General features: G+C 61.6%; 25 protein-coding genes. 19 read left to right on the plus strand and 6 right to left on the minus strand.

Annotated elements, in window-relative coordinates; translation table 11 throughout:
- Positions 1-57: 57 nt before the first annotated feature.
- On the minus strand, positions 58-576 hold the full coding sequence (locus tag EA798_RS06855; RefSeq protein WP_122098474.1) for a CsiV family protein: 519 nt from the start codon (positions 574-576) through the stop codon (positions 58-60).
- Entirely contained in the window at positions 577-4,023 is a 3,447-nt protein-coding gene (gene mfd / locus EA798_RS06860) for a transcription-repair coupling factor (protein ID WP_122098475.1), read from the minus strand.
- 158 nt (positions 4,024-4,181) lie between these two features.
- Here mfd and EA798_RS06865 point away from each other — a divergent pair, with 158 nt between their 5' ends.
- From EA798_RS06865 to sthA, 10 genes are all read left to right on the plus strand, one after another.
- Positions 4,182-5,633 carry a glyceraldehyde-3-phosphate dehydrogenase gene (locus tag EA798_RS06865; RefSeq protein ID WP_106158257.1) on the plus strand — a complete coding sequence of 484 codons (1,452 nt, stop codon included), beginning with the start codon at positions 4,182-4,184 and terminating at the stop codon, positions 5,631-5,633.
- A gap of 331 nt (positions 5,634-5,964) precedes the next feature.
- A complete protein-coding gene (locus EA798_RS06870) occupies positions 5,965-7,302 on the plus strand; it encodes a Na(+)-translocating NADH-quinone reductase subunit A (RefSeq protein ID WP_122098476.1) in 1,338 nt (445 codons plus the stop codon).
- A gap of 3 nt (positions 7,303-7,305) precedes the next feature.
- Positions 7,306-8,517 carry an NADH:ubiquinone reductase (Na(+)-transporting) subunit B gene (locus EA798_RS06875; protein WP_122098477.1) on the plus strand — a complete coding sequence of 404 codons (1,212 nt, stop codon included), beginning with the start codon at positions 7,306-7,308 and terminating at the stop codon, positions 8,515-8,517.
- The gene (locus tag EA798_RS06880) at positions 8,510-9,304 is read left to right on the plus strand and encodes a Na(+)-translocating NADH-quinone reductase subunit C (protein ID WP_106158260.1); all 795 of its coding nucleotides are present in this window, start codon (positions 8,510-8,512) and stop codon (positions 9,302-9,304) included. Before EA798_RS06875 ends, EA798_RS06880 begins: the two co-directional genes overlap by 8 nt.
- On the plus strand, positions 9,301-9,975 hold the full coding sequence (locus EA798_RS06885) for an NADH:ubiquinone reductase (Na(+)-transporting) subunit D (RefSeq protein ID WP_204156818.1): 675 nt from the start codon (positions 9,301-9,303) through the stop codon (positions 9,973-9,975). The genes EA798_RS06880 and EA798_RS06885 overlap by 4 nt, the downstream gene beginning before the upstream one ends.
- Positions 9,975-10,583 carry an NADH:ubiquinone reductase (Na(+)-transporting) subunit E gene (nqrE, locus tag EA798_RS06890; RefSeq protein ID WP_102823541.1) on the plus strand — a complete coding sequence of 203 codons (609 nt, stop codon included), beginning with the start codon at positions 9,975-9,977 and terminating at the stop codon, positions 10,581-10,583. The genes EA798_RS06885 and nqrE overlap by 1 nt, the downstream gene beginning before the upstream one ends.
- Positions 10,584-10,595: 12 nt before the next feature.
- The gene (gene nqrF, locus EA798_RS06895; protein ID WP_204156858.1) at positions 10,596-11,822 is read left to right on the plus strand and encodes an NADH:ubiquinone reductase (Na(+)-transporting) subunit F; all 1,227 of its coding nucleotides are present in this window, start codon (positions 10,596-10,598) and stop codon (positions 11,820-11,822) included.
- A 130-nt stretch (positions 11,823-11,952) separates the two neighbouring features.
- On the plus strand, positions 11,953-12,876 hold the full coding sequence (locus EA798_RS06900) for an FAD:protein FMN transferase (RefSeq protein WP_122098674.1): 924 nt from the start codon (positions 11,953-11,955) through the stop codon (positions 12,874-12,876).
- Positions 12,873-13,100, plus strand: a complete 228-nt coding sequence (gene nqrM / locus EA798_RS06905) for a (Na+)-NQR maturation NqrM (RefSeq protein ID WP_106158263.1) — start codon at positions 12,873-12,875, stop codon at positions 13,098-13,100. Before EA798_RS06900 ends, nqrM begins: the two co-directional genes overlap by 4 nt.
- A gap of 146 nt (positions 13,101-13,246) precedes the next feature.
- Positions 13,247-14,641: a Si-specific NAD(P)(+) transhydrogenase gene (gene sthA, locus EA798_RS06910; RefSeq protein ID WP_106158264.1), complete on the plus strand. Its 1,395-nt coding sequence runs from the start codon at positions 13,247-13,249 to the stop codon at positions 14,639-14,641.
- A gap of 148 nt (positions 14,642-14,789) precedes the next feature.
- Here sthA and EA798_RS06915 read toward each other — a convergent pair whose 3' ends face one another.
- Genes EA798_RS06915 through EA798_RS06925 form a run of 3 tightly spaced genes read right to left on the minus strand, consistent with a single transcriptional unit; the run spans position 14,790 to position 16,456 of the window.
- On the minus strand, positions 14,790-15,512 hold the full coding sequence (locus EA798_RS06915) for a glycerophosphodiester phosphodiesterase (protein WP_122098478.1): 723 nt from the start codon (positions 15,510-15,512) through the stop codon (positions 14,790-14,792).
- Positions 15,509-15,817: a phosphodiesterase gene (locus EA798_RS06920; protein WP_106158266.1), complete on the minus strand. Its 309-nt coding sequence runs from the start codon at positions 15,815-15,817 to the stop codon at positions 15,509-15,511. The genes EA798_RS06915 and EA798_RS06920 overlap by 4 nt, the downstream gene beginning before the upstream one ends.
- 3 nt (positions 15,818-15,820) lie before the next feature.
- Positions 15,821-16,456 (minus strand): PilZ domain-containing protein, encoded by a 636-nt coding sequence (locus tag EA798_RS06925; RefSeq protein WP_122098479.1) that lies wholly within the window; start codon positions 16,454-16,456, stop codon positions 15,821-15,823.
- A gap of 32 nt (positions 16,457-16,488) precedes the next feature.
- Between EA798_RS06925 and EA798_RS06930 the strand changes: the two genes are divergently transcribed.
- From EA798_RS06930 to EA798_RS06940, 3 genes are read left to right on the plus strand one after another with little or no spacing between them, the layout of a single operon-like run.
- The gene (locus EA798_RS06930; RefSeq protein WP_122098480.1) at positions 16,489-17,736 is read left to right on the plus strand and encodes a lipoprotein-releasing ABC transporter permease subunit; all 1,248 of its coding nucleotides are present in this window, start codon (positions 16,489-16,491) and stop codon (positions 17,734-17,736) included.
- 7 nt (positions 17,737-17,743) lie between these two features.
- On the plus strand, positions 17,744-18,442 hold the full coding sequence (gene lolD, locus EA798_RS06935) for a lipoprotein-releasing ABC transporter ATP-binding protein LolD (protein WP_106158838.1): 699 nt from the start codon (positions 17,744-17,746) through the stop codon (positions 18,440-18,442).
- Positions 18,442-19,686 carry a lipoprotein-releasing ABC transporter permease subunit gene (locus EA798_RS06940; protein ID WP_106158839.1) on the plus strand — a complete coding sequence of 415 codons (1,245 nt, stop codon included), beginning with the start codon at positions 18,442-18,444 and terminating at the stop codon, positions 19,684-19,686. Before lolD ends, EA798_RS06940 begins: the two co-directional genes overlap by 1 nt.
- 5 nt (positions 19,687-19,691) lie before the next feature.
- On the opposite strand, the gene EA798_RS06945 is transcribed toward EA798_RS06940, so the two are convergent.
- The gene (locus tag EA798_RS06945; RefSeq protein ID WP_015276526.1) at positions 19,692-20,207 is read right to left on the minus strand and encodes a DUF2062 domain-containing protein; all 516 of its coding nucleotides are present in this window, start codon (positions 20,205-20,207) and stop codon (positions 19,692-19,694) included.
- Positions 20,208-20,352: 145 nt separating this feature from the next.
- On the opposite strand from EA798_RS06945, the gene EA798_RS06950 reads away from it, so the two are divergent.
- From EA798_RS06950 to kdsB, 6 genes are all read left to right on the plus strand, one after another.
- Positions 20,353-22,578, plus strand: a complete 2,226-nt coding sequence (locus EA798_RS06950; RefSeq protein ID WP_122098481.1) for a DNA internalization-related competence protein ComEC/Rec2 — start codon at positions 20,353-20,355, stop codon at positions 22,576-22,578.
- Between the two features lie 71 nt (positions 22,579-22,649).
- Positions 22,650-23,282: a MotA/TolQ/ExbB proton channel family protein gene (locus EA798_RS06955; RefSeq protein WP_015276528.1), complete on the plus strand. Its 633-nt coding sequence runs from the start codon at positions 22,650-22,652 to the stop codon at positions 23,280-23,282.
- Positions 23,279-23,707, plus strand: a complete 429-nt coding sequence (locus EA798_RS06960; RefSeq protein ID WP_015276529.1) for an ExbD/TolR family protein — start codon at positions 23,279-23,281, stop codon at positions 23,705-23,707. The genes EA798_RS06955 and EA798_RS06960 overlap by 4 nt, the downstream gene beginning before the upstream one ends.
- Entirely contained in the window at positions 23,707-24,711 is a 1,005-nt protein-coding gene (gene lpxK / locus EA798_RS06965; RefSeq protein ID WP_122098482.1) for a tetraacyldisaccharide 4'-kinase, read from the plus strand. The genes EA798_RS06960 and lpxK overlap by 1 nt, the downstream gene beginning before the upstream one ends.
- 45 nt (positions 24,712-24,756) lie before the next feature.
- Positions 24,757-24,942 (plus strand): Trm112 family protein, encoded by a 186-nt coding sequence (locus EA798_RS06970; RefSeq protein ID WP_003299639.1) that lies wholly within the window; start codon positions 24,757-24,759, stop codon positions 24,940-24,942.
- Positions 24,939-25,703: a 3-deoxy-manno-octulosonate cytidylyltransferase gene (gene kdsB, locus EA798_RS06975; RefSeq protein ID WP_122098483.1), complete on the plus strand. Its 765-nt coding sequence runs from the start codon at positions 24,939-24,941 to the stop codon at positions 25,701-25,703. Before EA798_RS06970 ends, kdsB begins: the two co-directional genes overlap by 4 nt.

Here is a 25,703-nt window from a genome sequence, read left to right on the forward strand (position 1 = left end):
CTGCAAATGCGAGATGCGCCAGACCAGTCTCGGGCTGGGAAGCGCGAGGGAGCTTGCTCATAACCGCTTCAGTTCGATCAGCAGCCCGAGGCTGTCGTGATCGATATAGGTCAGCCGGCCAGGCACCAGGCGCACCCGCTGCGTCAGGCGTTCGCTGCTGAGCAGCTCTCCGTAGTCGCCGAAACGGTTGACCCAGAAGGTCATGTCCGTCTGCATGTAACGCCCGGGTCTGACTGTTAGCAGTCCCTCAATAGGGTAATGCTCGAAGTGGCGCTGCCCCTGGTGCAGCGCGATGGTTGAGGCCTTGTCGCTGACCGCCTGCTGCCAGGCGCGTTGCAACAGCACCTGGTAGCCCTGGTCTGGCGTAAGCCTGGCGGCGATATGCTCCAGGGCTGGCTGGCGCTCGGCGCGCCTGTCCAGCACCTGCGCACCTTCGGCCCAGTCGTAGCGCGCGCGCTGGCTGGCCTCGAGAGGCGGGGCATGGCGAAACAGGATCAGTTCGACGCGATACAGCGCCTCGGCGTGAGCCGGGGGCGTCAACAGCGCCAGCAGCAAGATCAGATGGCGAAGTGGCATCTATGATCCTTGCTCATTGGGTGCCAGCCGCTCGAGCAGCGCTTCCAGCGTATTGAAGCGTTCCTCCGGGCGTTCCATCGGTACCTGGAATTTGAACAGCGTGGCGCCTTCGAACTTGTAGCGCTTGGGCTGACTCTGGATCAGTTTGATCAGCACCATTGGATCGACCGAGGTGTCGGCCGAGAACTCGATGCGCCCCCCCTGCGGGCCGGCGTCGATCTTGGTGATGCCGAGCTTTTCCGCCTGCAGCTTGAGCAGCGTCAGGCGCACCAGATTCTTGGTTGGCTCGGGCAGCAGGCCGAAGCGGTCGATCATCTCCACCTGCAGTTCCTTCAAGCCATCCTCGTCGGCGGCATTGGCGATACGCTTGTAGAGGATCAGGCGGGCGTGCACATCCGGCAGATAGTCCTCCGGGATCAGTGCCGGCAGGCGCAGGTTGATCTCTGGCCCGCCACCCAGCGGTTGCTCCAGGTTCGGCTGCTCGCCCTTGCGGATGGCCTTGACCGCACGCTCGAGCATTTCCATATAAAGGGTGAAGCCGACTGCCTGGATCTGCCCGCTCTGGCCCTCGCCGAGCAGCTCGCCGGCGCCGCGGATTTCCAGGTCGTGGGTGGCGAGGACGAAGCCTGCGCCGAGGTCCTGGGCGTTGGCGATGGCCTCCAGACGCTTCTGTGCGTCGTCGGTCATGGCCTTGCGGGTCGGGGTGAGCAGATAGGCATAGGCCTGGTGGTGACTGCGGCCGACGCGGCCACGCAGCTGGTGCAGCTGTGCCAGACCAAACTTGTCGGCGCGCTCGATGATGATGGTGTTGGCGCTGGGCACGTCGATGCCGGTCTCGATGATGGTCGAGGCGACCAGCACGTTGAAGCGCTTGTGGTAGAAGTCGCTCATCACCTGTTCGAGGTCGCGCTCGCGCATCTGCCCGTGGCCGATCGCGACGCGTGCCTCCGGCACCAGTGTCTGCAGGTCGGCGGCGCATTTCTCGATGGTCTTCACATCGTTGTGCAGGTAATAGACCTGGCCGCCGCGCAGCAGCTCGCGCAGCAGCGCCTCCTTGATCACGGTGTTCTGCTGTTCCATGACGAAGGTGCGCACCGACAGGCGGCGTGCCGGTGGCGTGGCGATGATCGACAGGTCGCGCATGCCGGCGATGGACATGTTCAGCGTGCGCGGAATCGGCGTGGCGGTCAGGGTGAGGATGTCCACCTCGCTGCGCAGCGCCTTGAGCTGTTCCTTCTGGCGTACGCCGAAGCGGTGTTCCTCGTCGATGATGACCAGGCCCAGGTTGCTGAACTTGACGTCGTCCTGCAGCAACTTGTGGGTGCCGATGAGGATGTCGATCTTGCCCTCGGCGAGCTCGGCGATAGCGTTCTGCACCTCCTTCGCGGATTTGAAGCGGCTCATCACCTCGACGCGCACCGGCCAGTCGGCGAAGCGGTCGCGGAAGCTGTTGTAGTGCTGCTGGGCGAGCAGGGTGGTCGGCACCAGTACGCCAACCTGCCTGCCGCCATGGACGGCGATGAAGGCGGCGCGCATGGCCACTTCGGTCTTGCCGAAGCCGACATCGCCGCAGACCAGGCGGTCCATCGGCTTGGCCGACAACAGGTCCTCGCGTACCGCGTCGATGGCGGCCTGCTGGTCCGGCGTTTCCTCGAAGGGGAAACCGGCGGCGAAGGTTTCGTAGTCGACCTGCGGATCCTTGAATGCGTAACCCTCACGTGCGGCACGGCGGGCATAGATATCCAGCAGCTCGGCGGCGACGTCGCGGACCTGCTCGGCGGCCTTGCGCTTGGCTTTCTGCCAGGTTTCCGAACCGAGCCGGTGCAGTGGCGCGAGCGCGTCGTCGCTGCCGGTATAGCGGGCGATCAGGTGCAGGCTGGCGACCGGCACATACAGCTTGGCCTCCTCGGCGTACTGCAGCAGCAGGAATTCCTGCGCCTGGCCTTCGATTTCCAGGGTAACCAGCCCCTGGTAGCGGCCGACACCGTGATCGATGTGCACCACCGGCGAGCCTTCGCGCAGCTCGGTGAGGTTCTTGATGACGTTCTCGCCGCCGTCGCGACTCTTCTCGCGCCGGCGCCGCTGCATGACGCGCTGGCCGAAGAGCGGACTTTCCGCGACCAGTGCCACGTCGTCCAGTTGCAGGCCTTCGTCGAGCGGGGCGATGGTGATAGCCAGGCGTTCGTCACTGGCGAGAAAGCCTGTCCAGCCGTCGACTTCCTGAGGACGCAGTTTCAGCCGTGCCAGCAGCTCCAGCAACACCTCGCGGCGACCAGCGGATTCGGCAGTGAACAGCACGCGCCCGGGGTAGCTTTCGAGGAATTGCCGCAGCTTGCCAAGCGGCTCGCTGGCCTTGGACTCAATGGCCAGCTCTGGCAGCGTCTGCGCGTTGAAGCGTTCACGGCCGATACCCGGTTCGACATCCTGCTGGCTGGCGACCACCCGCGGCCAGAGTTTCAGGCGGGCGAAGCAGTCCTCCACCGGCATGAACAGCTCGGCCGGCGGCAGCAGCGGGCGCTCGGGATCGACGCGGCGTTCCTCGTAGCGATTGCGCACGTCACTCCAGAACTGCTCGGCGGCCTGTTCGATACCCGGCAGCGAGAAAACCTGGCTGTCTTCGGGCAGGTAATCGAACAGCGTCGCGGTTTCTTCGTAGAACAACGGCAGGTAGTACTCGATACCCGCCGGGGTGATGCCGGTGGAGAGATCCTGGTAGATCGGGCAGCGCCGGAAGTCGACGTCGAAACGCTCGCGAAAACGCGCGCGGAAGCCGGTGACCGCCTCCTTCTTCAGGGGGAACTCGCGTGCCGGCAACAGGCGGATCGACTCCACCTTGTCGATCGAGCGCTGGTTTTCCGGATCGAAGGTGCGCAGCGTCTCGATCTCGTCATCGAACAGGTCGATGCGGTAGGGCAGGGCGCTGCCCATGGGGAACAGGTCGATCAACGCGCCGCGTACGGCGAACTCGCCGTGTTCGTAGACCGTGTCCACGCAGCGGTAGCCGGCTGCCTCCAGGCGCAGACGCATCTGTTCGACGTCGAGCTTCTGCCCCACATCCAGCACCAGGCTCGAACCGAGCAGGAAGCGCTTGGGTGCCAACCTGTGTAGGGCAGTGGTGATTGGCACTACCAGTACGCCGTGGCTCAGCTCCGGTAGCTGGTAGAGCGCAGAGATCCGTTGGGAAACGATGTCCTGGTGTGGCGAAAAGATGTCGTAGGGCAGCGTTTCCCAATCGGGGAAATGCAGCACCGGCAGGCCTGGCGCGAAGAAGGCAAGCTCTTCCTGCAGGCGTTCGGCACTCTGGCTGTCGGCGGTGAGGAGCAACGTGAAGCGTTTGGCGTTGCTGGCTGCTTCGGCAATCGCCAGGCTCAGCGCGGCTCCTGGAAGATTGCCCCAGTGTTGCTTGCCGCTGGCGGCAGGCAGAGGGGGAAGGCGCAAGACGGACACGAGTGGGCGTGGCTCCGATGGAAAAATAGGCCGCCGGGATTGTAACTATCGAGGCGCTTGGCTGTCAGTGTTTCGTCCGCTGCAGATTGCCGGCGCTAGGGTGCGCCGTCATAATGTAGCCCCTTTTCTCAGCCCCTACATGTTGGAAGGAACTGCCCGTGACTCAGAAGCCCGACCAGTGTCTTGGTGAATGGATTGACCGCGAAGCCCTCGCTGAAGCGATGATTCCGCTGATTGGTCAGCTGTACCGCAACAACAACGTGGTGACTTCGATCTACGGCCGTGGCCTGATCAACCGCTCGGTGATTGCCATCCTCAAGGCGCACCGTTTTGCGCGCCACCGCATTGCCGACGAAGCCGAGTTGTCGGTGCACGACACCTTCCAGATTCTCAAGACCATGAGCGAAATGAACCTGGGCGCCGCTTCGGTGGACCTGGGCAAGCTGGTCGCCAAGTACAAGGAAGCGGGCAACGGCCGCAACCTGGAGCAGTTCGTTCGCGAAGAACTGGCTGAAGTGGCTGACAAGCGTCACGCCGCCTCCGGCCACAAAGGCACCGACGTTGTGCTGTACGGTTTCGGTCGTATCGGTCGCCTGCTGGCGCGTATCCTGATCGAGAAGACTGGTGGTGGCGACGGCCTGCGCCTGCGTGCGATCGTCGTACGCAAGGGTGCCGACAACGATCTGGTCAAGCGTGCCAGTTTGCTGCGTCGCGATTCGGTGCATGGTCCGTTCGATGGCACCATCACCATCGATGAAGAAAACAACACCATCACCGCCAATGGCAACCTGATCCAGGTGATCTACTCCAACGATCCTTCCTCGGTGGATTACACCCAGTACGGGATCGAGAACGCCCTGCTGGTGGACAACACTGGTAAGTGGCGCGACGCCGAAGGTTTGGGTCAGCACCTCAAGTGCCCCGGTGTTGCCCGCGTCGTTCTGACCGCTCCGGGCAAGGGCGAGCTGAAGAACATCGTGCATGGCATCAACCATGGCGACATCACCGCCGATGACAAGATCATCTCTGCCGCATCCTGCACCACCAATGCCATCGTGCCGGTGCTCAAGGCAGTGAACGATCAGTACGGCATCGTCAACGGTCACGTCGAAACCGTGCATTCCTACACCAACGACCAGAACCTGATCGACAACTTCCACAAAGGCAGTCGTCGTGGTCGCAGCGCAGCGCTGAACATGGTCATCACCGAGACGGGTGCCGCCACTGCTGCCGCCAAGGCGCTGCCAGTGCTCAAAGGCAAGCTGACCGGCAATGCGATCCGCGTTCCGACGCCGAACGTGTCGATGGCCATTCTCAACCTGAACCTGGAGAAGGCCACCAGTCGCGAAGAGATCAACGAGTACCTGCGCCAGATGGCCATGCACTCGGATCTGCAGAAGCAGATCGACTTCGTCAACTCGCAGGAAGTTGTATCCACTGATTTCGTCGGCTCGCGTCACGCCGGTGTCGTGGATGCCGAAGCGACCATCTGCAACGACAACCGCGTGGTCCTCTATGTCTGGTATGACAACGAGTTCGGCTACAGCTGCCAGGTTGTCCGCGTGATGGAAGACATGGCCGGGGTTAACCCGCCGGCGTTCCCGCGCTAAGCGCGGCGGGCGGTAAGCAGAAACGGGAGCCTCGGCTCCCGTTTCGCGTTTCTGGGTAATGGTGACGGCGAGAGCTCCGGGGTTGAGCGGTCGCGTGCTCGAAGCGATAGCGTACCCGGTAATTTTGCTTCTCTTGTTTCGGGTCAAAAATCCGCAATGCTTGGGTGGTCAGTCAAGGTCAGTGACCTCTATAATCGGGCGGATTTTTTACCTGGGTCCGCGACATGGTGTCGCGTCAATAACGTATTGGCGCGCGCGGCGCAATCCTACTTTGCGCCATGCCGCTGGGCCTGCCAAAAAAGCTTTCTAAAATCAGTGGTTAGGCAAACCGATGATCAATATAAAACGAGGGCTTGATTTGCCCATAGCCGGTGCGCCGGCGCAGCGTATCGAGGCCGGCAGGCCCGTGCGCAGCGTCGCCGTCGTTGGCTTCGACTATCCGACCATGAAGCCGACCATGGCTGTTCAGGTCGGTGATCGGGTTAAGCTGGGGCAAATCCTTTTTTCCGACAAGAAGTCCGAGGGCGTGCACTACACCTCGCCCGGCGCCGGTGTCGTCAGCGCAGTGCATCGCGGTGAGAAGCGCGTGCTGCAGTCGGTGGTCATCGACCTCGACGGCGACGAAGAAATTACCTTTGCAAGCTACTCGCCTGCCCAGCTGGATGGGCTGAGCAGCGAGCAGGTCCGTGAGAACCTGCAGCAGTCCGGCCTGTGGACTGCGCTGCGCACGCGTCCGTTCAGCAAGGTTCCGGCCGTCGACGCCACGCCTGCCTCGATTTTCGTGACGGCAATCGACACGCATCCGTTGGCTGCCGATCCGGCGGTCATCATCGCCGAGCAGGCGGAAGCTTTCGAAGCGGGCCTCAAGGTGCTCACCAATCTGGCCAAGGTGTTCCTGTGCAAGGCGCCGAGTGCCTCGCTACCCGGCGAGTCCCTGGCAAAAGTACAGGTCGAGAGCTTCAGCGGTCCGCATCCTGCAGGCCTGGCCGGTACTCACATCCATTTCCTCGATCCGGTGAGCGCCAGCAAAAGCGTCTGGACCATCGGTTATCAGGACGTGATTGCCGTCGGCAAGCTGTTCACCAGCGGCAGCCTGTCGGTGGAGCGCGTGGTGTCGCTGGCCGGTCCGGTGGTGGAGAAGCCGCGTCTGGTACGTACTCGTCTCGGCGCCAATCTCGATGAGCTGACCGCCGGCGAGCTTCAGCTCGGTGCCAACCGTGTCGTCTCCGGCTCACTGCTCGGCGGTCGCACCGCCCATGGTGCCTTCGCCTATCTCGGTCGCTATCACCAGCAGGTTTCCTGCCTGCGCGAGGGCAAAGAGCGCGAGATGCTCCATTACATGCGCCCGGGCGTCGAGAAGCATTCGATCCTCAACATCTATATCTCCAAGCTGATGGCTGGCAAGAAGTTCGCCTTCTCGACGTCCACCAACGGCAGCCCCCGGGCGATGGTGCCGGTTGGCAACTACGAAGAGGTCATGCCGCTGGATGTCCTGCCGACTCAGTTGCTGCGCGCGTTGATCGTGGGTGATACCGAAGTCGCGCAGAAGCTTGGTTGCCTGGAGCTGGACGAAGAAGATCTGGCGCTGTGCAGCTATGTCTGTGCCGGGAAATACGAATATGGCCCGATCCTGCGGGACAATCTGACCCGCATCGAGAAGGAGGGTTAAGGCATGGGCATTCGCGCATTCCTCGACAAGATCGAGCATCATTTCGAAAAAGGCGGCAAGTACGAAAAGTGGTACGCACTGTACGAAGCGGCCGACACCTTCCTTTATCGTCCCGGTAGCGTCACCAAGACCACCGCTCACGTGCGCGACGGCATCGACCTCAAGCGCATGATGATCACCGTCTGGATGTGTACCTTTCCGGCGATGTTCTTCGGTATGTGGAACACCGGCTACCAGGCCAACCTGATTTTCGCGCAGAGCCCCGAGCTGCTGGCGGCCCAGGAGGGCTGGCGCTTCGGTCTGATCGGCGCGCTCGCCGGTTTTGATCCGAACAGCCTCTGGGACAACTTCATCCAGGGCGCAGCCTACTTCCTGCCGATCTACGCGGTGACCTTCATCGTCGGTGGTTTCTGGGAAGTGCTGTTCGCCTCGATCCGCAAGCATGAAGTCAACGAAGGTTTCTTCGTCACTTCCGTGCTGTTCGCCCTGATCCTGCCGCCAACCATCCCGCTGTGGCAGGTCGCGCTGGGCATCAGCTTCGGCGTCGTGATCGGCAAGGAGATTTTCGGCGGTACCGGCAAGAACTTCCTGAACCCGGCGCTGACTGCGCGGGCGTTCCTGTTCTTCGCCTACCCGGCGCAGATGTCTGGTGACGCGGTCTGGACCGCGGTCGATGGCTATGCAGGCGCAACCGCGCTGAGCCTGGGCTTCGCCGGCGGCATCGAGAACGTCATCGAAAGCGGTATCACCTGGATGGACGCTTTCGTCGGCACCATTCATGGCTCGATCGGTGAGACCAGTACGCTGGCGATCTTCATCGGTGGTGTCATTCTGATCGGCAGCAAGATCGCCTCCTGGCGCATCGTTACCGGCGTGATGCTGGGCATGATCGCTCTGAGCACGCTGTTCAACCTGATCGGTTCCGAGACCAATCCGCTGTTCGGCATGCCCTGGTACTGGCATATGGTCGTTGGTGGTTTCGCCTTCGGCATGATCTTCATGGCGACCGACCCGGTTTCGGCTTCCATGACCAATACCGGCAAGTGGGTGTTCGGCATCCTCATCGGTGTGATGGTCGTGCTGATCCGTGTGGTCAACCCCGCCTTCCCGGAAGGCATGATGCTGGCGATCCTGTTCGCCAACCTGTGTGCGCCGCTGATTGACCATTTCGTCATTCAGGCCAATATCAAGCGGAGGCTGGCACGTAATGTCTAGTCAGAAAGAATCCACCGTTCGCACGCTGACGGTAGCCCTGTTGGTCTGCCTGGTGTGCTCCATCTTCGTGGCTGGCGCCGCTGTGGCACTGCGGCCGACTCAGCAGGAAAATCGCCTGCTGGACAAGCAGCGCAGCATCCTGGCGATTGCAGGCTTGGGTGAAGCCGGCATGTCCGGCAACCAGGTCAAGCAGCTGTTCAACGAGCGTATCGTGGCTCGCCTGGTCGATCTGGAAACCGGCAAGTTCAGCGACGAGTTCGATGCCAAGACCTTCGATCCGCTGGCGGCGGCAAAGGATCCGCAGCTGTCCAAGCGTCTACCCGGTGACCAGGATATCGCCTCGATCAAGCGTCGCGAGCGCTACAGCACCGTTTATATCGTCGAAGGTCAGGGTGAGGGCGAGATTGACACGCTGATCCTGCCGGTTCGTGGTTACGGTCTGTGGTCGACGCTTTATGGCTTCATGGCTGTACAGGGCGATCTGGATACCGTCGCCGGCTTCGGCTTCTACCAGCACGGCGAAACACCGGGGCTGGGCGGTGAAGTCGATAACCCGAAGTGGCGCGGCCAGTGGCCGGGCAAGGAACTGTTCGACGACAACGGCAAGCTGGCCGTGCAGATCGTCAAGGGCGGCGTCGATCCGCAAAGCCCGCGCGCCACTCACCAGGTCGATGGCCTGGCGGGCGCGACCCTGACCAGCAACGGCGTCAATTCGCTGCTGCAGTTCTGGTTGGGCGAGAACGGCTTCGGTCCATTTATCGCTAATCTGCGCGCTGGGGAGGCTTGATCATGTCGCAACCCACTGTCAAAGAAGTACTGCTCAACCCAGTCTTCAACAACAACCCCATCGGTCTGCAGATTCTCGGGATCTGCTCGGCGCTGGCGGTTACGTCCAACCTGAACACCGCGTTGGTGATGTCGGTAGCGCTGACCCTGGTCTGCGCGTTCTCCAACCTGTTCATTTCGATGATCCGCAGCCAGATCCCGAACTCGATTCGTATGATCGTGCAGATGGTGATCATTGCGTCGCTGGTAATCCTGGTAGACCAGGTGCTCAAGGCCTATGCCTTCTCGCTGTCCAAGCAGCTGTCGGTGTTCGTCGGTCTGATCATCACGAACTGTATCGTGATGGGTCGCGCTGAAGCCTTCGCCATGCAGAACCCGCCCATGCTGTCGTTCTTCGACGGCATCGGCAACGGCCTTGGCTACAGCGCCATGCTGATCGCGCTGGGTTTCATCCGCGAGCTGACCGGCGCTGGCAAGCTGATGGGCTACACCATTCTGCCGGCCGTCAACGACGGCGGTTGGTACTTGCCTAACGGCATGATGCTGCTGCCGCCATCGGCGTTCTTCCTCATCGGTCTGTTCATCTGGGGCATTCGCGCCTGGAAGAAGGAGCAGGTCGAGAAGCCTGCCTTCAAGATGGCGCCGCAAGTCTCGAACAAGGAGGCTTACTAATGGAGCATTACATCAGCCTGTTCGTCCGCGCCGTGTTCATCGAGAACATGGCCCTGGCGTTCTTTCTCGGCATGTGCACCTTCATCGCGATTTCCAAGAAAGTGGAAACCGCGATCGGTCTGGGTATCGCGGTCATCGTGGTGCAGACCATCACCGTGCCGGCCAACAACCTGATCTATACCTACCTGCTCAAAAGTGGTGCGCTGGCCTGGGCCGGGTTGCCTGAGGTCGATCTCAGCTTCCTCGGCCTGTTGAGCTACATCGGTGTGATCGCGGCCATCGTGCAGATCCTCGAGATGACCCTCGACAAGTACGTGCCCAGCCTCTACAACGCGCTGGGTGTGTTCCTGCCGCTGATCACCGTGAACTGCGCCATCATGGGTGGCACGCTGTTCATGGTCGAGCGTGATTACAACCTGAGCGAGAGCGTGGTGTACGGCATGGGCTCCGGCCTGTCCTGGGCGCTGGCCATCGCTTTGCTGGCCGGTATTCGCGAGAAGCTGAAGTACAGCGACGTTCCGGATGGATTGCAGGGGCTGGGCATCACCTTCATCACCATCGGACTGATGTCGCTGGGCTTCATGTCTTTCTCTGGCGTACAGCTGTAAGGACGGGACGAACTGATGAGTTACGAAATTTTCCTCGCCATCGGTATGTTCACCGCCATCGTGCTTGCGCTGGTGGTGATCATCCTGGCTGCGCGCGCCAAGCTGGTTTCCAGCGGCGACGTGTCGATTGAAATCAACGGCGAGCGGACCATTACCGTGCCCGCTGGCGGCAAGCTGCTGCAGACGCTGGCCGCCAACAACATCTTCCTCTCGTCCGCCTGTGGCGGCGGCGGCACCTGTGCGCAGTGCAAGTGCATCGTCGAGAGCGGTGGCGGCGAGATGCTGCCCACCGAGGAGTCGCACTTCACCCGCCGCGAAGCGGGCGAAGGCTGGCGCCTGTCCTGCCAGACCCCGGTCAAGGCGGACATGAAGATCGAAGTACCGGAAGAAGTCTTTGGCGTGAAGAAGTGGGAATGCACCGTCGTTTCCAATCCCAACGTTGCAACCTTCATCAAGGAACTGACGCTCAAGCTGCCGGAAGGCGAGAATGTCGACTTCCGCGCGGGCGGCTACGTCCAGCTGGAGTGCCCTCCGCACGAGGTGCGTTACAAGGACTTCGATATCCAGGAAGAGTATCGCGGCGACTGGGACAAGTTTGATCAGTGGAAGTACGTGTCGAAGTGCGACGAGACCGTCATTCGCGCGTACTCCATGGCCAACTATCCGGAAGAGCGCGGTCTGGTGAAGTTCAACATCCGTATCGCTTCGCCGCCGCCAGGCCGTGACGATATCCCGCCGGGCAAGATGTCGTCCTACGTGTTCAGCCTCAAGCCGGGTGACAAGATCACCGTTTACGGACCGTTCGGTGAGTTCTTTGCCAAGGACACCGACGCCGAGATGGTCTTCATCGGTGGTGGTGCCGGTATGGCGCCGATGCGCTCGCACATCTTCGATCAGCTCAAGCGTCTGAAGTCCACGCGCAAGATGAGCTTCTGGTACGGCGCGCGCTCGATGCGCGAAGCGTTCTATGTCGAAGAGTACGATCAGCTGCAGGCCGAAAATCCCAATTTCCAGTGGCATCTGGCGCTGTCCGATCCGCTGCCGGAAGACAATTGGGAAGGCCCGACCGGCTTCATTCACAATGTGCTGTACGAGAACTATCTGAAGGATCACCCCGCTCCGGAAGATTGTGAGTTCTACATGTGCGGTCCGCCCATGATGAATGCGTCGGTGATCAAGATGCTCACCGACCTGGGCGTCGAGCCAGAGAACATCCTGCTCGATGACTTCGGCGGCTAGCATGATCCGAGCGTCACTGCGGCCTGTCTTCGCTGTCGTGTACCTCCAGCCCGTCATCGCTGTCGCTCTCGCGGCAGCCCTGACGGGCTGTCTGTTTCAGGACAAGGTCGAAGTCTTTACCGGCCCCACGATGGGCAGCACCTATACCGTCAAGTACGTTCGCAGCGGCGACGGCCCCTCCAAGGAAGCGCTGCATGGCGAGGTCGAAGCCATTCTCGGTGACGTCGACAAACAGCTGTCCACTTATCGCAGCGATTCGGACGTCGAGCGGTTCAATGCACTGCCAGCCGGCAGTTGCGCGGCAATGCCGGAGATGGTGCGTGAATTGGTCGCAGCAGGCGATCAGCTATCAGCCGACAGTGAGGGCGCGTTCGATCTTACACTCGAGCCTTTGCTGAACCTCTGGGGCTTCGGTCCGCAGGGGCGTGGTGAACGCGTTCCGTCGACAGAGGATATCGAAGCGGCGAAAGCGTTGACGGGTCACCGTCATGTGCGCATTGAAGGGGATCAGTTGTGCAAGGCTGTTGCAGTGCAGTTGGACTTCAACAGCATCGCTGCTGGTTACGCCGTGGATCGCGTCGTTGCTCGTTTGAAGGCCCTGGGCGTGGAGAGCTACCTGGTGGAAATCACCGGTGAACTCAAGGCGGAGGGCCGCAAACCTGATGGTTCGCCTTGGCGCATTGCCATCGAAGCGCCCAGGGACGACCAGCGCGTTGCGCAAAAAATCGTCGAGCTCGATGGGCTGGGCGTATCCACGTCCGGCGACTATCGCAATTATTTCGAACAGGACGGCCGGCGCTACTCGCATACTCTGGACCCGCAGAGTGGCCGACCGATTGAACACCATCTGGCGGCGGTAACGGTGATCGACAGATCGACTTTGCGCGCAGATGGATTGTCTACCGCGCTGATGGTGCTGGGCCCCGCGCGGGGCCTGGCACTGGCCGAGCGCAATGCGATTGCCGCTTTCTTTGTTGTCCGTGAAGGGCAGGGCTTCGCAACAACGAGCACCAGGGCTTTTGATGAGCTGTTCGGTGCGGGAGTAGAGCAATGACTTGGTTACTGGTTTTTGTGGTGATGCTGCTGGTGGTCTTCGGCATGGCTATCGGTGTGATCATGGGTCGAAAGCCCATCGCAGGTTCCTGCGGCGGCATCGCCAACCTGGGTATCGAGAAAGAATGTTCCATCTGTGGCGGAAGCCGTGAGAAGTGCGAAGAAGTGAACGAGGCGAAGAACGCGGGGAAGACCGATCTCGCCTATGACGCCACCAAGCGTTGACGTGCCGCTCCGCTCGAGCGCGGGACGCCGCACTTTGCCAAGTGCGACGGCGAGCGGTGCTCCAGGAGCTGGCGATGCTGCTTCCTTGACCTTCGGCGAATTTGTTGACAGCAGCGGCGTATCCCGCTGCGTTTTCAGGAGTGTATATGGCGGTCTATAACTACGATTTGGTTGTACTGGGTTCCGGTCCGGCCGGGGAGGGCGCGGCGATGAACGCCGTGAAGGCGGGCCGCAAGGTCGCCGTGGTGGACAACCGACCGCTGGTAGGAGGCAACTGCACGCACCTGGGCACCATTCCGTCGAAGGCTCTGCGCCATTCGGTCCGGCAGATCATGCAGTACAACACCAATCCGCTGTTCCGCCAGATCGGTGAGCCGCGTTGGTTTTCCTTTCCGGATGTGCTGAAAAGCGCCGAGAAAGTCATCAGCAAGCAGGTTACCTCCCGTACCAGCTACTACGCGCGCAACCGCATCGACACGTTCTTTGGCACCGCCAGCTTCTCCGATGAGCAGAGTGTGGAAGTGGTCTGCCTTAACGGCATGGTGGAGAAGCTGGTCGCCAGCCAGTTCGTCATCGCCACGGGTTCGCGCCCTTATCGTCCGGCTGACGTCGACTTCAGCCATCCGCGTATCTACGACAGCGATACCATTCTCACCCTGAGCCACACGCCGCGTCGGATGATCATCTACGGAGCCGGTGTGATCGGCTGCGAGTACGCGTCGATTTTCAGCGGCCTTGGCGTGCTGGTCGATCTGATCGATAACCGTGAGCAGTTGCTCAGCTTCCTGGATGACGAGATTTCCGACGCGCTCAGTTACCACCTGCGCAACAACAACGTGCTGATTCGTCACAACGAAGAGTATGAGCGGGTCGAGGGCCTGGAGAATGGCGTCATTCTTCATCTGAAATCCGGCAAGAAGATCAAGGCCGACGCCTTCCTCTGGAGCAATGGGCGTACCGGGAATACCGATAAGCTTGGCCTGGAGAATATCGGTCTCAAAGCCAACAGCCGCGGACAGATTCAGGTCGACGAGCATTACCGGACCGAGATCGGCAACATCTATGCGGCAGGCGACGTGATCGGCTGGCCGTCGCTCGCCAGCGCTGCTTATGACCAGGGCCGTTCAGCGGCGGGTAGCATCGTCGAGAATGACTCTTGGCGCTTCGTCGATGATGTGCCGACCGGCATCTACACCATTCCCGAGATCAGCTCGATCGGCAAGAACGAGCGGGAACTGACCCAGGCCAAGATCCCTTATGAGGTTGGCAAGGCGTTCTTCAAGAGCATGGCGCGGGCGCAGATTTCCTTCGAGCCGGTGGGCATGCTGAAGATCCTGTTCCACCGCGAGACGCTCGAAGTGCTAGGCGTGCATTGCTTCGGCTATCAGGCTTCGGAGATCGTGCACATCGGCCAGGCGATCATGAATCAGAAGGGGCCGGCGAACAGCATCAAGTACTTCGTCAACACCACCTTCAACTACCCGACCATGGCCGAAGCCTACCGGGTTGCAGCGTTCGACGGCCTTAACCGGCTTTTTTGAGCGGCTCCGGCCGCCGGCCTGAGGCGGCTGGAGAGGGTGGCGACTCCCGTAACTGGCATTGGCCAAACCGGGAGAGCTTCTGATCAGGTAAAAGAGGAATCCGGCGGCGCTATGGCTGCCGGATGTTCCTGGCGTTCAAGGCTCGCTGTCAGGAACGCGCCAGCGTGCTGACCGCCAGGCCGGGGTAATCGGTGATCAGACTGTCGACGCCGAAGTCTGCCAGGCGGCGCATCAGCGCAGGCTCGTTTACCGTCCACACCGATACATGCAGGCCCTGTTTGCGGGCTTTTTCCAGGCGTTCCGGCGTGCACAGCGTCCACTTCAGTGCCAGTAGCTCACAGCCGTACTGGCGGGCCACCTTGAGTGGATCGAGCCAGCTGTACTCTGCAACCAGGCCTCGCGATGTTTCCGGTGCGAGCCGGTTCAGCGCGCGCAGCACTTCGCGCGAGCTGGACGTCACGGTAATGCGGTCGAGCAACCCATGACGCTCGGCCAGTTCTTTGATGGCCATCACCGTGCGCGCAGCGCGCACCCGCGAAGCGCTCTTGACCTCCAGCTGCCAGTGCTCGAAATCGCACTTCTCAAATAACTCGCTCAGCCTGGGTATGGGGCAGGGGACCTTCCAGCCAGGCCCTCCCAATCTGGCGTCGTAGCGCACCAGTTCGTCGGCGTCATGCTGGGCCACCTTGCCTCGGCGACCGGTGGTGCGTTTCAGGGTCGGATCGTGAATGACCATCAGTTCGCCGTCTTGAGACAGGTGCAGGTCGAGCTCGCAGCGACGTACGCCGTGCTGCAGGCACTGCTGGAAGCTCACCAGCGTGTTTTCCGGTGCTTCGCCCTTGGCGCCGCGATGGCCATAGATAAGTGTCACGGTTGTAGGGTTTCCTTGGACGGTGATGGGATACGCTGGTGATGGCGCACGCTGTTGATGACCCGGTCGCCTTCGAAGTACACCGAAAACTCCCGGTAATCCCAGCGGCTGATCGGTGGTTGGCCGACGGCGGGACGTTCCTCATCCGCCAGACCGAAGCGATCGAGCACAAGATTCTTCGAGTCACCACGGGCCGGCATCGGCATGTCGGGCAGGCCCTGCTGGCCAACCGGGATGCGAATGTCTTCGGCGAACAGGGCGGGGCTGAATGTCAATGTGAACAGTAGGGTCGCCAGGCGGCGCATCGATCAATCTCCTTGCAGGCTTTCCAGGGCCAGGCGCCGCTCCAGCGCCTGTTTCTGCAGGATATGTCGTGCAAGCAGCTGCCGCTGTGCATCAGTCAACGCTTCGAACTCGGTGCCGATGTCATAGCGCCCGTCCTCCATGGCCACGCAGTAGATGACACGAGCCGCGAGCAGCAGGCCGAGCCCTTGTGGCAGCAGAACCAGCTTGAGCGTAAGAGCCGTCCCTTCCGCCTGCGGCTGATCGCAGGCGAAGCTGATGCCGCCTTCGGAGAGCACCACCGGTTGCGGAGCGCCTTGATCTTTCAGCAGGTCCTGAGCCAAGGCCTGGCCCAGCAGTTCGATTCGTTTGTTCTGCACCTTCAGATAATTGGCCAGCGTCCGGTTGCTTTCGGCAATCTGACGCAACAAATGCTGTGCTTCGAAATCGAGCTGGTGCAGTTCGCCGAGCAGGCTGAAAAGCGGTGGCAACGGCTCGCTAGCCTGGGTGTGGTCCGGGTTTGCCGGCATGATTTCCAGTGCCACACGATCCTCGATACGGTAGTATTCGCGGCGTTCTTCAGTGTCTTGTGTCGGCATGGCGGTACCCGGATAGCAGTAATGGCCAGAGTGTATCAGGCCCCGTGGTTGCGTCAGCTGCATGTTGTTTTTCCCGCCAGCGAACCCGTCGATTTATGTTCAGACCGCTGTCCGTATACATCGGTGCGCGTTACACCCGCGCCAGACGTCGTAGTCTCTTCGTCTCCTTCATCTCCCTGACGTCCATGATCGGCCTCGCGCTTGGTGTGCTGGTAATGATCGTGGTGCTGTCGGTGATGAATGGCTTCGACCACGAGATGCGCACCCGTGTGCTCGGCATGGTGCCGCACGCGACCATCGAAAGCCCGACGCCGATCAGCGATTGGCAAACGCTGGGTGAGCGCCTCGAAGGCCATCCACAGGTCACCGCCAGTGCGCCTTTCATCCAGAGCCAGGGGTTGCTGACGCATCAGGGGCAGGTCACCAAGATCTTGATCAATGCCGTGGACCCGAAGGCCGAACGGCAGGTCTCGATCATCGATCAGTTCTTCCGCGAAGGTTCGCTGGACGACCTGGTCGCTGGTGATTTCGGCATCGTCATCGGTGACAAGGCCGCCGCCAAACTCGGGATTGGCGTAGGCGACAAGATCACCTTCGTCGCGCCAGAGGTCACTGTGACTCCGGCAGGCATGTTCCCGCGCATGAAGCGTTTCACGGTGACAGGCATCTTCCATGTCGGCGCAGGCGAAATCGACGGCTATGTCGCGCTGGCGAATATCGCCGACATCGCGCGCCTGCAGCGTTGGCAAGCGGATCAGGTTCAAGGCCTGCGTTTGCGTTTCGACGACCTGTTCCAGGCGCCGCGCATTGCCTGGGAACTGGCCGGCCAGCTCGGCGATGATTTCTATTCCCGTGATTGGACCCGCACCCACGGCAACCTTTACCAGGCGATCCGCATGGAGAAGGCCATGATCGGCCTGTTGCTGCTGCTGATCGTGGCGGTGGCGGCGTTCAACATCATTTCGACACTGGTGATGGTGGTGACCGACAAACGTGGGGATATCGCCATTCTCCGTACGCTGGGGGCGACGCCGCAGCAGATCATGGCGATCTTCATGGTGCAGGGCACGGTGATCGGTGTCGTCGGCACCTTGGCTGGCGCGCTGCTGGGCATGTTCGCGGCGGTCAACGTCAGTAGCTGGATCGCTGCCCTGGAGCGGCTGATCGGTCACAAGTTTCTCAGTGCGGACGTCTATTTCATCGACTATCTGCCTTCACAGCTGATGGCTGCGGATGTCATCCAGGTCTGTGTTGCCGCGCTGGTCCTGAGCTTCCTCGCGACTCTTTACCCGGCCTGGCGCGCCGCACGCACCCAGCCGGCTGAGGCGCTACGTTATGAGTGAACAGGTTATGAACGAGCTGTCTTCGCAAAAGCACGCGGTGCTGAGCTGCCGCAACCTCGGCAAACGCTACGAGCAGGGCCCGGAGTCGGTTGAGGTGCTGTCCGGGCTTCAACTGGAGCTGTTTCCAGGGCAGCGCGTGGCAATCGTCGGCAGCTCCGGCTCGGGCAAGAGCACGCTGCTGAATCTGCTTGGCGGCCTGGATACGCCCAGCGAGGGTAGCGTCTGGCTGGCTGGCGAAGAGCTTTCGGCGCTCAACGAGAAGGACCGCGGCCTTTTGCGTAACCGGGCCCTGGGCTTCGTCTATCAGTTCCACCATCTGCTCGCAGAGTTCACGGCATTGGAAAACGTCTGCATGCCGTTACTGATCGGCCGTACACCGATTCCCGAAGCACGGCGCAAGGCTGCCGCCTTGCTCACGCGGGTCGGCCTCGGGCATCGCCTCGAGCACAAGCCGGCCGAACTGTCCGGTGGTGAGCGTCAGCGTGTGGCCATTGCCCGGGCATTGGTAAACGAGCCCGCCCTGGTATTGCTCGACGAGCCGACCGGCAACCTCGACCACCACACCGCGCAAGGTATCCAGGACCTGATGCTCGAACTTAGCAATTCCCTGCAGACCGCCTTTCTGGTGGTTACCCATGACCGTCAACTGGCCGCACAGATGGACCAGATCCTGCGTCTGGAAGACGGACGCCTGGTGGCTGAATGATGTTCAGGCCCCTGAGTGTCTTTATCGGCAGCCGCTATACGCGGGCCAAGCGACGCAACCATTTCATCTCGTTCATTTCGCTGACTTCTCTGATCGGCCTGGCGCTGGGCGTGCTGGCAATGATCATGGTGCTGTCTGTGATGAATGGGTTCCAGCGTGAAATGAGCGCGCGCATCCTCGGCATGGTGCCCCACGCGACCGTCATCGGCGAGCAGCCGCTGGATGACTGGCAAGCAGTCGCGGCGCGCCTGTCGGCGCACCCGCAGGTCGTCGGCATGGCACCGGTTACGCAGCTCGAAGGCATGCTGTCGTTCAAGGGCAGCATGCAGCCTATCCAGATCAGCGGTATCGACCCGCAGGCTGAAGCGCAGGTATCCATCGTTGGTGAGCGCCTGGTCGGCGGCAGCCTCGATCAGCTGAAGCCTGGCGAGTTCGGCGTGATCATCGGTCTGATGACGGCCCGGCGGTTCGGGTTGAAGCTGGGCGACAAGCTGACGTTGATCGTGCCGGAAGTCAGTTCGACACCGGGAGGCGTAACGCCACGCATGCAGCGCCTGAATGTCGTCGGTGTGTTCAAGGTCGGAGCCGATCTGGACGGCAGCCTGGGGATGATCCATCGCGCCGACGCCGCACAGATCCATCGATGGGCACCGGAGCAGGTCCAGGGCGTGCGGCTCAAATTGAGCGATCTGTATCGTGCACCGGAAGTGGCTGCGCAGGTTGGCGCCACGCTGGGCGACGGTTACCGAGTGGAAGACTGGTCGTACACCCAGGGCAGCTTGTTCAGCGCGATGAAAATGGAAAAGACCATGATCGGCTTGTTGCTGATGCTGATCGTCGCGGTGGCGGCCTTCAACATCATCGCGACGCTGATCATGGTGGTGGCCGACAAGCGCGCGGATATCGCCATCCTGCGCACCCTGGGCGCAACGCCGCGGCAGATCATGGCGATCTTCATGGTGCAGGGCAGCATCATCGGGTTCAGCGGCACCGTGATTGGCATCGTCCTTGGCGTGCTGGGCGCGTTGAATGTCAGTGAGCTGGTGACCTGGCTGGAAAAGGTTTCCGGCCAGCATATCTTCAGTTCGGACGTCTATTTCATCAGCACCCTGCCATCGGAGTTGCGCCTGGAGGATGTGGTGCTGGTATCGGTCGCGGCATTGAGCCTTAGCTTCCTTGCCACCCTCTATCCGGCATGGCGTGCGGCGCAGACTCAGCCAGCCGAGGCGTTGCGCTACGAGTAATCCCCCTACCGGCGGCCGTTCTGCCGCCGGCGCCAGCTGCGACCAACCCACCAACGCCAGTAGGCCTGGGTAAAGGCGTAGCCGAGAATCGCGAGAATGATCCCGGTAACAAGGGACCCGAGATACAGTGGCTGCCAGTTGTGTTCCAGCATGTGCCGTACCCAGGCCAGGCTCAACTCGGCGGGCATGTTGTTGGCCGGCGTGTCGAGCAGCCAGGTCCCAACCTTGTAGTTGCAGTAGAACACCGGTGGCATGGTCAACGGATTGGTCAGCCAGACCAGCCCCACCGCGATCGGCAGGTTCGCTCTCGCAGGCAATGCGCACAAGGCCGCGGCGAGCATCTGCAGCGGCATCGGAATCATTGCCCAGAACAAGCCGATCGCCATGGCGCGCGCTACCGAGTGCCGATTGAGATGCCAGAGATTGGGATCGTGAATCAGCGCGCCGAGAAAGCGCAGCGACTTGTTAGTCTTGATGCGATCAGGGTGCGGCATGTAGCGTTTGAAAAAACGACGCGGCATGAAGGTTCTCTGGCAGGCAGCAGCCCGGCGATTATGCCTCGAATCGCGGTGCGACGCTGACAGTAGTTTTGTGACATTAGGTCTACGCCTGCGACAAATCGACCATCGAAATTGCGTCCCGGAATGGATTCCAGGAGTCTGAATCATGCGCACATGGATGCTGGCGCTGGCTGCCGGGCTTGTTCTGCCTCGGTTCTTGCCAGCGCTGCCTGGAATCGCGGCCTGCGCTGCATTCATAACGCTCGGCGTGCTGATGCTCATGCGCAGGAGCTGGGTTCCGTTTGGCTTGTTCCTCCTTGGTTTGGGCTGGGCCTGCTATCAAAGCCAGAACGCCCTTGCTGATCGTCTGCCCGTATCGATGGATGGCCGCACGTTCTGGATCGAAGGGCGGGTGGTCGGCCTGCCTGCTGCGACTGGCGACGTGGTGCGCTTCGAGCTCGTCGATATCGAGTCGCGGCATGTCGGGTTGCCTTCGAAAGTCCGTCTTTCCTGGTACGGTGGCCCGCAACTGCGGGCCGGTGAGCGCTGGCGGCTGGCGGTACGGTTGAAGCGTCCGCGTGGCCTGGTCAACCCACAATCGTTCGACTACGAAGCCTGGCTGCTGGCGCGGGGGATCGGCGCGACCGGCACCGTCAAGGCTGGGGAGCGTCTCTCGGCTTCGGCTGCCGCCGATGGCTGGCGTGACCGGCTGAGGGCGCGCCTGATGGATATTCCTGCATTCGATCGGCAAGGTGCGATCGCCGCGCTGGTGGTGGGTGATGACTCAGGTCTGAGTCGCAGCGATTGGCAGGTGCTGCAGGACACCGGCACCGTGCACCTGATGGTCATCTCCGGACAGCACATCGGCATGCTCGCGGGGTTGCTGTACGGATTGGTCGCCTTGCTGGCGCGGTCAGGTGCCTGGCCGCGGAGGTGGCCATGGCTGCCATGTGCGTGCGGGTTGGCGCTCGCCGGGGCCCTTTGCTACGGATGGCTCGCAGGCTTTGACGTTCCGGTCCGTCGTGCCTGCTTCATGGTTGCGGTGGTATTGCTCTGGCGCCTGCGTTTCCGGCATCTGGGCGTATGGCAGCCGCTGCTGCTTGCGCTCAATGGTGTTCTGCTGATTGACCCGTTGGTGACGCTGCAACCAGGGTTTTGGCTGTCGTTCGGAGCGGTGGCGGTGCTGGCGCTGGTCTTCGCTGGCAGGCTTGGCCGGTGGGTTTGGTGGAAGACGCTGCTACGGGCTCAATGGGCTGCCACCCTAGGCCTGCTTCCTTTCTTGCTGGCGCTGGGGCTGCCGGTCAGCGCCAGCAGCCCGCTGGCCAACCTGATTGCGGTGCCCTGGGTTAGCCTGACAGTTCCATTTGCGCTGCTCGGCACCATCCTGCTTCCGCTGGGGGGCGTAGGTGAAGCGATATTGTGGCTGGTGGGCGGTTCTCTGGATCTGCTGTTCGAGCTGCTGAGCTTCATCGCGACCTGGCGACCGGCCTGGTTTGCCGTTGGCTTACCCTGGTGGGCGTTATTGATGATCGGGCTGGGCGTATTGCTGTTGCTGATGCCTGCCGGCATTCCATTGCGTGCGTTGGGAGTGATGTTGCTGTTGCCCATGGCGTTCCCGCCGCGCATGGAGGTGCCGGAGGGCCGAGCGCAGGTGTGGGTGCTGGACGTGGGGCAGGGATTGTCAGTGCTGGTGCGCACGCGAGAGCATGCGCTGCTCTACGACGCGGGGCCGCGGCAGGGCGACTTCGATGCAGGCGAGCGGGTCGTCCTCCCGTCTATACGAAGCCTGGCTGTGAGTCGGCTGGATATGCTGCTGCTCAGCCATGCCGACAATGATCACTCAGGCGGCGCTCAGGCGATTCAGCGCCTTATGCCGGTCGCGCGGCTCATCAGCGGGGAGCCGCAACGACATGCGGCTGGTCTGGATGCAAAGCCGTGTGAGAGTGGCGAGCAGTGGCAGTGGAACGGTGTGCGCTTCACTCTTTGGCAATGGCAGGCAGCGCGTGACAGTAACCAGATGTCATGTGTTCTGCTGGTCGAAGCCAATGGTGAACGCATCCTGTTGACAGGCGACATAGACCAGGCCGCGGAGCAGGCGTTGCTGCACAGTGGGGAGAAGGTGCAGGCGCAGTGGTTGCTGCTGCCGCATCATGGCAGTCGCAGCTCCTCGTCGGAGTCGTTTCTGCGCGCTGTAGAGCCAGCTGCGGCGTTGATCTCCCGCAGCTTTCACAATGCCTTCGGTCATCCTCACCCAAGCGTGAGCGCGCGTCTCACAGCTCTTGGGACCGATACTTACGACACCGCCCTGGACGGTGCAATTCGAATCGATCTGGGTGATTTCTCAACGGCCAAGGTGCAGCGTGCAGAACGCCGATTCTGGCGGGAAAAATGAGAACGGCGGCCGTCGGCGACCCTGCGACCCTATGCTAGAGTGGCGCCACTTTTTCGAGGGGGATTCATCTCGTGTGGGAGCTGGTCAAAGCAGGCGGCTGGATAATGCTGCCAATCATCCTGTGTTCCATCGCAGCCGCCGGCATCATCGCCGAACGCCTGTGGACGCTGCGTCCGAGCCGCGTTACACCTCCGCACCTGCTTGGCCAGGTCTGGAAGTGGATCAAGGACAAGAAACTCAGCAACCAGAAGCTCAAGGAGCTGCGCGCCGACTCCCCGTTGGGTGAGATCCTCGCCGCCGGTCTCAGCAATTCCAAGCGTGGTCGCGAGATCATGAAGGAGTGCATCGAGGAGGCGGCTGCCCGCGTCGTCCATGATCTGGAGCGCTACCTCAACGCCCTTGGCACCATCGCCGGCATCGCGCCCTTGCTTGGCCTGTTGGGAACGGTGCTGGGCATGATCGAAATCTTCAGCGCCTTCATGGGCTCTGGCATGGCCAACGCGCCGCTGCTCGCCGGCGGTATCGCCAAGGCGCTGATCACCACAGCCGCTGGCCTGATGGTTGGTATTCCCGCGCTGTTCTTCCATCGCTTCCTGCAGCGTCGCGTTGACGAACTGGTCGTCGGAATGGAGCAGGAGGCGATCAAGCTGGTGGAAGTGGTGCAGGGCGACCGTGATGTCGATCTGGGTGAGGACAAGGCGTGAAATTCCGTCGCAAACCTCGTGAGAACGTGGAGATAGGGCTGGCGCCGCTGATCGACGTGGTGTTCATCCTGCTGTTGTTCTTCGTGGTCACCACTACCTTCACCCGTGAAACGCAGCTCAAGGTCGATCTTCCGGAAGCAGCCAGCGGCACCCCACCGCAGGATGCCGAGGTACGCCAGCTGGAAGTGCTGATCGATGTGGCAGGCAATTACTCGCTCAACGGCAAAGCGCTGTTGAAGAATGACCTCAACTCCCTGATGGCAGCTTTGAGCAAGGAGTCCGGCGGCGACAACCGGATGCCGATGATCATCAGTGCCGATGGCAAGACGCCGCACCAGGCGGTCATAACGGCCATGGACGCCGCTGGCAAGCTGGGTTTCGGCCAGCTGCGTATCACAACTGTCGAGGCGCAGGCGTCGCCCTGATGTCATTCACTGACCGCCTGCAGCGCGCCTGGTACCAAGGGCATTCCGCCCTGCGTTTGCTGGCTCCGCTGGAATTGCTCTACCGCCGCGTGGTCGAGGCCAAGCGGCGGCGCTTCCTCAAGGGCGAAAGCGCTACCTATCGGGCTCCAGTGCCAGTCATCGTGGTGGGCAACATCACGGTGGGTGGAACCGGCAAGACCCCCCTGATTCTTTGGCTGATCGAACACTGTCGAAGCCGTGGTCTTCGCGTCGGCGTCGTCAGCCGCGGCTACGGTGCAGTGCCACCATCATTGCCTTGGCGTGTTCGCGCGGAGGACTCGGCACAAGAGGCGGGCGACGAACCGCTGTTGATAGTCCAGCGTACCGGCGTACCGCTGGTGATCGACCCGGATCGGTCTCGCGCCGTGCGTCACTTGCTGGAGGTGGAGCCCCTCGACCTGATCCTCTCCGATGATGGCCTGCAACACTATCGCCTGGCCCGTGACCTCGAGCTTGTGCTGATCGACGCGGTACGTGGGCTGGGCAACGGGCGCTGTCTGCCGGCTGGCCCCTTGCGTGAGCCGGAAGAGCGCCTGCAGAGCGTGGACGCGGTTCTGCTCAACGGTGCTCAGATGGATTCGACCGCAGGCTATGGGTTCAGCCTTCAGCCTGTCGCGCTGGTCGAACTGATATCTGGCGAGCGCTGGCCGCTCGATCATTTCCCTGCCGGGCAGCAACTGCATGCGGTCGCCGGCATCGGTAACCCACAGCGTTTCTTCACCACGCTCGAAACGCTACACTGGCGACCGATTCCACATGCCTTCGCGGATCATGCAGCCTACAGTTCGGAGCAGCTGAAATTCAGCCCTGATCTGCCACTGGTGATGACCGAAAAGGATGCGGTGAAATGCCGGGCGTTCGCCCCGCCAGGCTGGTCGTATCTGCAGGTGCAGGCTGTGCCCTCAGCTGCCTTTGTCACCTGGTTCGACGGTCAGTTGGCGCGATTACTGCCCGATCACACTTAAGCTGCTCGATCTGCCAACGCGGTCGACTGCCCCCAAGGACTGCGCATGGATACCAAACTGCTCGATATTCTGGCTTGCCCGCTATGCAAGGGGCCGCTGAAGCTGACCGATGACAAATCGGAACTGATCTGCAAGGCCGATGCTCTGGCCTTTCCGGTGCGTGATGGCATCCCGGTGATGCTCGAGAGCGAAGCCCGGACCTTGGACGTGGACGAGCGCCTGGACAAATGAGCATCGCTTACACCGTCGTGATTCCCGCCCGCTATGCATCGACCCGTCTGCCAGGCAAGCCGTTGCAGGACATCGCCGGCAAATCGATGATCCGGCATGTGTGGGAGCAGGCCAGCAAGAGCGGCGCTCAGCGTGTCGTGGTCGCCACCGACGACTCGCGCATCGTCGAAGCCTGTTCGGCATTCGGTGCCCAGGTCGTACTGACTCGCGCCGATCACAATTCCGGTACCGATCGACTCGCCGAGGTTGCCGAGCAACTGGGGCTGCCAGGCGATGCCATTGTGGTCAACGTACAGGGCGATGAGCCGCTGATACCTGCGGCTGTGATCGATCAGGTAGCGGCAAACCTGGCAGCGCATCCGGAAGCTGCCATCGCGACACTGGCTGAGCCGCTCACCGATGTCCAGGCGCTGTTCAATCCCAACGTGGTGAAAGTCCTTTCGGACATCGACGGCTTGGCGCTGACCTTCAGTCGGGCGCCGCTTCCCTGGGCGAGAGACGCGTTCGCGGCAGATCGCGATCGGCTGCCCGAGGGGGTGCCTTACCGCCGCCACATAGGCATCTACGCCTACCGTGCCAGCTTCCTTGCCGACTTTGTTTCCTGGGGACCGTGCTGGCTGGAGGACACGGAGTGTCTTGAGCAGCTGCGCGCGCTTTGGCACGGGCGCCGCATCCATGTCGCTGATGCCATCGAAGCGCCGCCCGCCGGGGTCGATACGGCGGAGGACCTGGAGCGGGTTCGCCGTTTGCTGGGTGGTTGA

Source organism: Pseudomonas songnenensis, from assembly GCF_003696315.1.
Taxonomy (GTDB): Bacteria; Pseudomonadota; Gammaproteobacteria; order Pseudomonadales; family Pseudomonadaceae; genus Stutzerimonas; species Stutzerimonas songnenensis.